We start from the raw sequence: 9,290 nt of genomic DNA, 5'->3' as shown, positions 1-9,290 counted from the left end.
TTCTTCACCGACCAGGGCGTCTTCAGTCCAAGAAGGTGTTCGTACAGCGCGGTATCTTTCATGGCACGGTCAATCAATTTGGAAAACTGAATTGTGCTGGAGTGAAGGAAAATTCACAGTGGATTCGACGAAGAACCAAAATTCGTGACTATCGGCACGGGCCTCGCGGGCGTGACCAGACAGACAGGCTAATGCTTCGTCGGCTCCCGCCCCTTGATCTGGATCAAGCAGCGTGGGTCATATACCCCATCCAGGGCCAGTAAGTCAGTGCAAAGATGACCAGCAATACCGCGGCTGCCAGCGTGATCACCAGACCCGTGCGAACGAAATCCCGGGCATCAAAAGTATCAGTTCCGTAGGCAATCATGTTTTGTGGGGCGTTCACCGGCAGGATGAAACCAAAACTCACCACAAATTGCAGCAGCATGGTCATGCCAATCACGTTGATGCCCGGCGTCTGCACCGCCATCAGCACGCTGATGATGATCGGGATCATGGTCGAGGCCAGTGCCGTCGCGCTGGCAAATCCCAGGTGAATCACGATCAGGAACAGCGATAGCAGCATCAAAATGACAAAGGCACTGGCCTGCTGCAAGCCGAGGTTTTGCACAATCAGGTTGGCAAGCCAGGCGGCAGCATTAGTGCGCAGCAGCGCTGTGCCCACGCTGATGCCCACGGCGAAAAGGATCACCGTTCCCCAGGGAAAGCCGCGTTGCGATTCTTTCCAGTCCATGACGCCCAGGCGCGGCAGCAGCATCAGGGCAATGGCAGCAATCGTGGTGGAGGAAGTATCGAAGTTGTGCAGCACTTTCTCGGTGGCCCAGAAGCCCAGAAGTGTCAGCACGATCGCCAGCAGTTTCCACTCTCGCACGCTCATTTTCCCGATGGCGCCGAGCTGCAGGCGGATGGTGGCCTGACCGCCCTCAATCTCTTTCATCTCGGGTTTCATCATGCGCGTCATGATGAAATAAACCGCAACGCTGAGCAGGGCCGAGAACGGTGCACCGGCAATAAACCATTCGGTCCAGCTGATGCCGCTGCCAAACTGCTTTTCGATGAAACCGATGGCCACCATGTTCTGTGCCGCTGCCGTTTTGATACCGACGTTCCAGACGCTGGCAGTTTGCGCGGCAGTAATCACCAGCAGGCCGGCAAAGCGGCTGCGTTTGTCCACCTTGAAGGCGAGAATGAAGCCCATCATGATGGGCACCAGGCACGCCACTCGCGCGGTGGTGCTGGGCACGATGAATGAAAGCAAAAAACCCGTCACCATTGCCCCCATCACGATGTGGTTGGTGCCGGCATCCACTTTCGAGAGCACCAGCAGAGCGATGCGCCGGTCCAGCCCGGTGGCGGTCATTGCCGCGGCAATGAAGCAGGCCGCAGCGACCAGTGCAACCGCGCTGTTGGAAAACCCGGACAAAGCCAGACCCAGCGCCGCCCTGGTGCCCATGTCGGCCCCGGCGGGTTTGGCCGCATCGGGTGCGTAGGCCAGCAGAAAGACCATCAAGGCGCCGATCACGACGGAACTGACCGCATAGTCCAACGCCTCGGTCATCCAGACGATCACCGCGAAAGCGAGGACGGACAGCATCACTTGTCCGGCCGCAGGCAGCCCTTGCACGCTGGGCATCCACAGCACGGCCAGCAGGGCGGCAACTGCCGCAAGCAGCCCGACCTGTTTGAGCATGGTGCCCTTGGCGCCGGTGCCGTCCGCAGCGGCGGGGCCGGGGGAGGGGGTCGGGTTCAGCAGAGGGGTCATGCGGCTCTCCTTATTCAGGGGAAACTATCGGGCTTTTGAGGCGGCCAGGCTTGACCTTCCTCAAGAAGGCTGGCTGTAGTTGTTCCTGCTTTTGTTATGCCAGACGCGACGCAGCAGCTTTCGCAGCTCGCTGAACCACAGCACGCTGCTGCCCATCGCGGCGCAGACCAGCCACTGCGCCAGCGTCAGCGGCACGGTGCCAAAGGCCAGGTTCAGGAAGGGCAGGTGGACCACCGCGACCTGCAGCAGCCCTGACAGGGCCAGCGCGCCCCAAAGCCACGGGTTGACGAACAGGTGGTGGAAAGCGCTGGTGGTTTCCGAGCGGGCATTGAAGCAGTTGAACAGGTGCGCAAACACCAGCACCGTGAAACCTGCGGTGCGTGCGGTGTCCAGGCTCTGCGTTCCCTCAATCAGGCCGCCGGGCAGGTACAGGTCCATCGTCAGCAATGACGCCAGCGCCACCACCAGACCGATCTCCACCACGCCGACCCACATGCGCGCGTCGATCACACGCTCGTTCAGGGGACGCGGCTTGCGTGCCATGACGTCGTCCGTCGGTGGATCAATGCCAATCGCCAGCGCAGGCCAGGAGTCGGTGATCAGGTTGAGCCACAGGATTTGCGTCGCCAGCAGCGGCAGCACCACTTGGCCACCGGGTTGGGTAAGTCCGATCACCCCAGCTCCGACCACACCGAGGAACACTGTCAACACTTCACCCATGTTGGACGACAGCAGGTAGCGCAGGAACTTGCGGATGTTGTCAAAGATGTTGCGCCCTTCGCGCACCGCCTGCACGATGGTGGCGAAGTTGTCATCAGCCAGGATCATGCGGGCTGCTTCCTTGCTGACTTCGGTGCCGGTGATGCCCATGGCGACAACGATATCCGCTGATTTCAGCGCCGGGGCGTCGTTGACACCGTCGCCGGTCATCGCGACGATGTGGCCGGCCGCCTGTAGCGCATCCACAATGCGCAGTTTGTGCGCAGGTGATACGCGCGCATACACGGAGGTGGTCTGCACGACGGCGGCAAAGGCCGCTTCGTCCAGTGCATCGATGTCGATTCCGGTCAGCGCCGCTTCGCCGGCTGCCACGATGCCCAGGTCTGCCGCGATGCGCGCAGCGGTGCGCGGGTGGTCGCCGGTGATCATGATGACCCGGATACCCGCGCGCCGCGCCTCGGCAATGGCTACTTTGGCTTCCGGCCGGGGCGGATCGATCATGCCGACGGTGCCGACGAAAATCAGATTGTTTTCCAGGGCGTCGCCATCCTGCGTCTCCTCGCCGGGAGCCAGAGGCCGGTAGGCGACTGCCAGCGTGCGCAGTGCCGCGTCCGACATCGCATTGACATCAGCCAGCACCTGCTTACGCAGCAGGTCGGTCAGCGGAACCGAGTCCATGCCTATCCGTGCATGGCTGCAGCGACCCAGCAGCACGTCAGGAGCGCCCTTGGTGACCAGCACCCGGGCGTCTGCGTGTTCATGGTCGATCTCAATGGTCGACATCATCTTGCGCTCGGAGGTGAACGGGATTTCACCCATGCGTTCGAAGCGTTTGGCGCGGCGCTCGTGTGTGCCCAGCTTTCGCTCCGCCACCAGAAAAGCCGCCTCGGTGGGGTCGCCGTGAATTTCCCAGGTACCGCTGTCGGCCTGGCGCAATTGCGCATTGCCAGCCAGGCTGCCACCGCTGAGCAATGCAATCTGCTCTTGCCTCAACGGACCGGCGGTCAGCTCCTGGCCCTCATGCTCCAGGCGCCCAACCGGCGTGTATCCCACACCCGTCACATGCACGCTGCCCGAAGCGGTCATCACACGCTCTATGGTCATCTCCGAGCGGGTCAGGGTACCGGTCTTGTCCGAGCAGATAATCGATGCCGAACCCAGTGTTTCCACCGACGACAGGTTTTTCACGATGGCCTTGTGTTTGGCCATGCGCTGCATGCCGAGCGCCAGTACAACCGACAAAATTGCCGGCAAGCCCTCAGGTACCGCCGCCACCGCCAGGGCCACGCCCAGAAGCAACACGTCGATGACATCCTTGGCGTTGCGAATCTCGGTGATCAGCAAGATGGTGGTGACCACCACGACCGAGATTCCGACGATTGCCAAACCCAGCATGCGGCCTATGCGCGCTACCTCCTTCTGCAGCGGTGTGGGTGCGACCGGGGTGACCTCCAGCATCGTGGCGATGGTGCCCATCTGCGTCTGCATGCCCGTCGCCGTGACCACCGCCAAGCCGGTGCCCTGCGCCACCGCTGTGCCTTTGAACACCATGTTTATCCGGTCACCCAGGGCTGGCGAGCCTTGCAGCGTGGCGGTGCCTTTTTGCACGGCCTGGCTTTCGCCGGTGAGTGACGCTTCCTGCACGCGCAGCGACGCGGCCTTCAGCAGGCGTGCGTCGGCTGCCACCGCATCGCCCTCGCCCAGCAGCAACACATCGCCGCGCACCAGTTCGACGCCTGGCACTTGCTGGAGCCGGCCATCACGCAGCACGGCGGCGCTGGCGGTGGTCATGCGCGCCAGCGCCGCTACCGCCTGCTCGGCCTTGGCCTCCTGCGCAAAACCCAGGACGCCATTGACCAGAACCACCACGCCGATCACGATGGCATCGACCGGCCAGCCCTGCCGCCCCTCAATGGCCCAGGCGAGCAATGCAATGCCGATGGCAGTGAGCAGCAGGTAAATCAGCGGGTCCTGAAACTGCGCCAGCAGGCGGCGCCAGGCGGGAATACGCGGGGCAGCGCGAAGCTCGTTCGGACCACCGTCCAGCAGGCGGCGCGCTGCCTCGGCGCTGGTCAGACCCTTGTCGATGTTGGTGACTACCAGTTCGACAACTTCCCCGGCGCTCAGGGTGCAAGGGTCTGGCGTAGCGGCCAGGGTCATTTCGGTCGGAAAGGTGCTGTTCACCTTAGTTGCCATCAACATGGGAACTTGTCGTGCGTCGGGTCATGGGCTACCGTTCATCGTGGGTCCGGTGAACGTCGGTTCGGCGCTGGGGGTACAAATGCCCGCGGGCAGAGCCGCGAGCGGGTCCGGCGCAGCGGTTTTGCAGACGCTGTCGCCGGTGACGCGAAAAATGGCACGCGCCACTTCCTCACGATCACCAAGGCATCGCTCGAATCGCTTTGCCGGTTGGCTTGTGTATCTGTATGTTTCCATGGCAAGACCGTTGTGGTGGCTGTCATTCTGTGGGGCGCCAGCGCCGGTCTGGTTGATCTAAAACAATGGGGGCACCTTTCCCGGCGCTAAGCTGGTTTTGTCATGCGGAAATCCTGCGTGCGTGCAAGGAGTTTTATGAGCGTACGCAATCTCGAAGCCCTGTTTCACCCGGGCTCGGTAGCCGTGATCGGCGCCTCCGACCGGGAAGGCAGTGTGGGGGCCGTGGTTCTGCGCAACCTCAGGGCGGACGGGTTTCAGGGGCCGGTCTGGCCGGTCAACCGCAGGCACACCCGCGTGGGTGGCGGGCCGGCCTGGCCCGATGTCGAGTCGCTGCCGCAGGCGCCTGACCTGGCCATCATCTGCACGCCGGCAGAGACCGTGCCCGACCTGATCACCGCCCTGGGCCGCAAGGGCACGCGCGCCGCCATGGTGCTGTCGGCCGGGCTCAAGCAGGCCTCGGGCGCGGGCGGGCCCACGCTGGAGCAGGCCATGCTGGATGCGGCGCGGCCGTGGCTGCTGCGCATCCTCGGGCCCAACTGCATCGGGGCGCTGGTGCCGGGGATCGGACTCAATGCCAGTTTTGCACCTGGCAATGCTTTGCCGGGCAAGCTGGCTTTTGTGACGCAATCGGGCGCGCTGGCGACCGCCATGCTGGATTGGGCCAACAGCCGCGGCATCGGGTTTTCGCATTTCATCTCGCTCGGCGACAGCGCCGACGTGGACTTTGGCGACGTCATCGACTACCTGGCCAGCGATCCCGGGACGCGGGCCATCCTGATGTACATGGAGTCGGTCAAGGCCGCGCGCAAGTTCATGTCGGCGGCGCGCGCCGCTGCGCGCAACAAGCCGGTGATTGTTGTCAAGGCCGGGCGTGCGCCTGACGGTGCCCGGGCGGCAGCCTCGCACACCGGGGCGCTGGCCGGTTCCGATGTGGTGTTCGACGCCGCCGTCCAGCGAGCCGGCATGCTGCGGGTGGACACGCTGGAGGCGTTGTTCGACGCGGCCGAAACGCTGACCCATGTGAAGGGGTGGCACGGCGAGCGGCTGGCGATCCTGACCAACGGCGGCGGTGCCGGGGTACTGGCCGCTGACGCACTCGCACTGGGCGGCGGCAAGCTGGCGGTGCTGGATAACAGGACGCTGGAAGCGCTCAACGAGTGCCTGCCGCCCACCTGGTCTCACGGCAACCCGATCGACATCGTCGGGGACGCCCCTGTCAGCCGTTATGAGGATGCGCTGAAGGTGCTGCTGGCTGCGCCGGAGGTCGATGGTGTGCTGTTCATCCATGCCCCCACAGCCATTGTTCCGGCGGATCAGATTGCAGCGGCCTGCCTGCCATTGATACAGGCGTCCGCAAAACCGGCGCTGACGTGCTGGCTGGGCGGTGCGGCGGTGGCGGCGGCGCGGCGGGCCAGCGCTGGGGCGGGCATAGCCAGCTACAACACGCCGGAGCGCGCTGCGGCAGCGTGGCTGCAATTGGCCACCTATGCACGCAACCAGCAGGCCTTGCAGCAGCTTCCCGCCTCCGCGCTGGAAGACTTCACGCCGGACCGGCAATTGGCCCAGTCGCTGCTGGAGGAGGCGCTGGAGGAAGGCAGCGAATGGCTCGGTGACGCGCAGGCCCAGGCGTTGCTGCGGGCCTACGGCATCCCCACGGTGGAAACCGTCAGGACCGGCGATGTCGAGGAGGCGATTGCCACGGCCAACCGCATCGGTTACCCCGTGGCCCTGAAGATCGTGTCGCGCCAGGTCATCCACAAGTCTGACGTCGGTGGTGTGGCGCTCAACCTGGTCTCTGCGGAAGAACTCAGGCGCGCGGCCGAGAAAATGCGCCTGCAGGTGATCGGTCTGCTGCCGCAGGCGCAGATACTCGGCTTCACCGTGCAGGCGATGGCTGAACGTCCCGGAGCGCACGAGCTGATCGTCGGCATTGCGTCGGACCCCGTGTTCGGACCGGTGATGCTGCTCGGCGAGGGTGGCGTTGCCGTCGAGCTGCACAAGAACCATGTGGTGGCGTTGCCGCCGCTCAACACCCGCCTGGCGCAGGACATGCTCGCCGGCAGCCGGCTGTCGCTCCTGCTGGCGGGCTACCGTGGGCGCCCGCCAGCCGATGAGGCGGCGCTGCTGGCCACGCTGCTGAAGGTCTCGCAGATGGCCTGTGACCTGGCCTGGCTGGCCGAACTCGACATCAACCCCCTGCTGGTGGACGAAACTGGCGTGCTGGCGCTCGATGCGCGGGTCAGGGTACGCCCGGTCCTGGCGGGTGAGCGCAGCCGCTTGGCCATCCGTCCCTATCCGCAGACCCTGGAAGAGCATGTGCAGGTCAAGGGCCAGGATGTGCTGCTGCGTCCGATTCGTCCCGAGGATGGCCAGCGCCTGATGGCTTTTTATGCCGGCGCGTCGCCCGCCGATATGCGGCTGCGGTTTTTCATGACGCGGCGCGAGGTGCCGCATTCCGAACTGGCGCGCTACAGTCAGATCGACTATGACCGCGAGATGACCTTTGTGGCGATGGTGCCGCAGGCGGGCGGCGAACCGCTCATGGTGGCCGAGGCGCGGGCCGTCTGCGACCCGGACAACCTGGTGGCTGAATTCGCGATTCAAGTGGCCACCGACTGGCAGGGCAAGGGCCTGGGCCGGCTGCTGCTTGACAAGCTGATAGCGTACCTGCGCGAGCGCGGCACCGTGGAGGTGGCGGGGCAATGTCTGCCGGAGAACGCAGGCATGGCGGCACTGGCACGGCAAGCCGGTTTCAAGGTGTCGGCCGGTCCCATGCCGGACGCCATCGCCATGCAGCTGGTACTGAGCGAGCGCAGCGCTTAGCCTGACTGCTGGCTCACGATGCGCTGCAACTCCGGGGCGTTCAGGATACGCACCTGGCGCTGACGGACTTCAATGAGGCCGTCGTCGGCAAATTTCGAGAAGGTGCGACTCACGGTTTCGAGTGTCATGCCGAGGTAACTGCCAATTTCCTCACGGGGCATGCGCAGCACCAGCTCCGTGTCTGAGAAGCCGCGCGCGTGCAGCCGCTGCGCAAGGTTCAGCACAAAAGCGGCCAGCCGCTCTTCGGCGCGCATGCTGCCCAGCATGCAGCATGACACCGTGCTCGCGCACCATCTCCCGGCTCATGATGCGGTGCACATGATGTTGCAGGGCGCTGACTTCGCGCGCCAGATCGCCGATGCGGTCAAAGGGCATGACGCAGACCTCGGCGTCCTCCAGCGCCACCGCGCCGCAGGTGTGGCGGTCGTTGACTATCCCGTCCAGGCCAATGATTTCACCGGCCATCTGAAAACCCGTCACCTGTTCGCGGCCACCTTCGGTATTGACGAAGGTCTTGAAGCCGCCGGTGCGGATGGCAAACAGGGATTCGAAGGCTTCGCCGTTGCGAAACAGCGCGGTGCCGCGCTTGACCTTGCGGCGTGTGTCCACCACCTCGTCGATGCGGGCCAGTTCCTCCGGGCTCGTGCCCACAGGCATGCACAGCTCACGCAGGTTGCAGTTGGAACAAACCACTTTCATGGTTTGCGTGTTCATGACGTGCAGGCGCGGCGCGGATACCGGGCTCACGGGTCGCGCGGGTTGCGCAGGTAGAGGGGGTTCTTTCATGGCGGTGCCTTTTCTGATCTGGATCAAATGGTCTGACTCCGTTGTGGGGGTGCGCTTGATCCAGATCAAGCCCCCCCGGAGGTGTGCGCTGCACAGTCGGATACCACCATGAGAATCCTGCGATGACCCCTGTAATGCCCGACCTGCTGCAACGATTTGACATTCCCGGGCCCCGCTACACGTCCTACCCGACTGCTGACCGTTTTGTCGAGGCTTTCAGCGCTGCTGACTATGGTCAGGCCCTGGTCCAGCGCCGCGATGGTCCAACCGTGCTGGCATTGCCGCTGTCGGTGTATGTACACATTCCGTTTTGCGAATCGCTTTGTTATTACTGCGCCTGCAACAAGATCATCACCAAGCACCACAGCCGCGCAGCGAGCTACCTGCGCTATCTGAGTCGCGAGATTGACCTGCACACGGCCCAGCTTGGCACGGGACAGACTGTGACCCAGCTGCATCTGGGCGGTGGCACGCCCACCTTCCTGTCCGACGACGAATTGCGCGAGTTGATGGCCATGCTGCGGCGCAGCTTTGCCCTTGCGCCGGGTGGCGAATACTCGATCGAGATTGACCCGAGGACGGTTGACGCCAAGCGCCTGCGCGCCCTGGCCGATCTCGGCTTCAACCGTCTGAGCTTTGGTGTGCAGGATTTCGATCCGGATGTGCAAAAAGCCGTGCATCGCATCCAGCCGTTTGAGCAGGTCAGCGCTCTCATGGTGCAGGCGCGTGAGATTGGTTTCGACTCCATCAACATGGACCTGAT

Annotated in this window: 4 protein-coding genes and 1 pseudogene; 2 read left to right on the top strand and 3 right to left on the bottom strand. The window is 63.9% G+C overall.

Annotation, left to right across the window (positions count from 1 at the left end):
- Positions 1-223 precede the first annotated feature (223 nt).
- On the bottom strand, positions 224-1,762 hold the full coding sequence (locus ACESMT_RS07775) for a DASS family sodium-coupled anion symporter (RefSeq protein WP_372825995.1): 1,539 nt from the start codon (positions 1,760-1,762) through the stop codon (positions 224-226).
- Between the two features lie 60 nt (positions 1,763-1,822).
- Positions 1,823-4,684, bottom strand: a complete 2,862-nt coding sequence (locus ACESMT_RS07770) for a cation-translocating P-type ATPase (protein ID WP_372825994.1) — start codon at positions 4,682-4,684, stop codon at positions 1,823-1,825.
- A gap of 369 nt (positions 4,685-5,053) precedes the next feature.
- Here ACESMT_RS07770 and ACESMT_RS07765 point away from each other — a divergent pair, with 369 nt between their 5' ends.
- Positions 5,054-7,741 (top strand): GNAT family N-acetyltransferase, encoded by a 2,688-nt coding sequence (locus ACESMT_RS07765; RefSeq protein ID WP_372825993.1) that lies wholly within the window; start codon positions 5,054-5,056, stop codon positions 7,739-7,741.
- Here the strand turns inward: ACESMT_RS07765 and fnr are convergent.
- Positions 7,738-8,455 (bottom strand): annotated as a pseudogene (fnr, locus tag ACESMT_RS07760) (fumarate/nitrate reduction transcriptional regulator Fnr). The gene ACESMT_RS07765 and the pseudogene fnr overlap by 4 nt on opposite strands.
- 194 nt (positions 8,456-8,649) lie before the next feature.
- On the opposite strand from fnr, the gene ACESMT_RS07755 reads away from it, so the two are divergent.
- On the top strand, positions 8,650-9,290 hold a 641-nt coding region (locus ACESMT_RS07755; protein WP_372825992.1), incomplete at its 3' end, for a radical SAM protein.

Source organism: Polaromonas sp., from assembly GCF_041689105.1.
Taxonomy (GTDB): domain Bacteria; phylum Pseudomonadota; class Gammaproteobacteria; order Burkholderiales; family Burkholderiaceae_C; genus Polaromonas.
This window is presented reverse-complemented; position numbering and strand designations above follow the sequence as displayed.